Genomic DNA, 712 nt, shown 5'->3' with positions numbered 1-712 from the left:
GAGGTGGCCAGGGCCATGAGGGCGTGGGCGGGGGCGTGCCAGGTGTCGGTGCCGTTGGGGTCGGTGAGGGGTGCGGTGCCGTTGGTGAGTGCGGTGGTGATGAGGGTGTGCAGCGTGGCCATGGCTGGGGCCTCTCCGGTGGGTCAGGGGTGGAGGGTGGTGGGGCGCCGTTCAGGAGGTGGGTGAGGTGGCTCCTCGGTGACTGGCCCGGTGGATTCGGCCGCCGGCGCGGAAGTCGTGGATGAAGTGGCCGTGGCGGAATGCGACGTCGGTTGCCGTGAGGCGGGTGATGCGGTCCCCGCCGGGGGTGGTCAGGAGTGGGCCGGTGGTGCGTCCGGCGATGGCCTCGCGGACCAGGGCGGCACTGGCGTCGGGGAGGGGGACAGTGGTGGTGCGGCGGGTCTTGGTGGGCCGGGAGGCGATGGTCCCGGCCTCGAAGTTGATGTCCTCGACGTCCAGGGCGAGGGCCTCCTCGACGCGCAGCTCGGTGCTGTGCCACAGCAGGGACCACAGGGCCCGGTGCGGGGTGGGGATCAGGGTGTGGGTCAGCAGCGCGTCCAGGCGGTGCCGGGTGACGGTCGTCTCCTCGGGGAAGGTGCGGTGGATGTAGTCGAGGACTTCGGCGTTGTCCCACAGGGGGCCGGCGGGGCACTCCCCGACGGGGGCGGGCACGTCGCCGCGCTCGGCGGCGCGGGTGAGGTCGGCCGGGGCC

1 protein-coding gene is annotated in these 712 nt (G+C 73.6%); it reads right to left on the bottom strand.

The window, feature by feature from the left end; all coding sequences use genetic code 11:
• Positions 1-171: 171 nt before the first annotated feature.
• A partial coding sequence (locus FOE67_RS27615) for a tyrosine-type recombinase/integrase (RefSeq protein WP_182667535.1) occupies positions 172-712 on the bottom strand: 541 nt, incomplete at its 5' end.

Origin of the sequence: Streptomyces calidiresistens (assembly GCF_014141525.1) — a bacterium.
Classification (GTDB): Bacteria; Actinomycetota; Actinomycetes; order Streptomycetales; family Streptomycetaceae; genus Streptomyces; species Streptomyces calidiresistens.
Note: the sequence above shows the minus strand (reverse complement) of the source record. Positions and strands in the feature narration are given on the sequence as shown.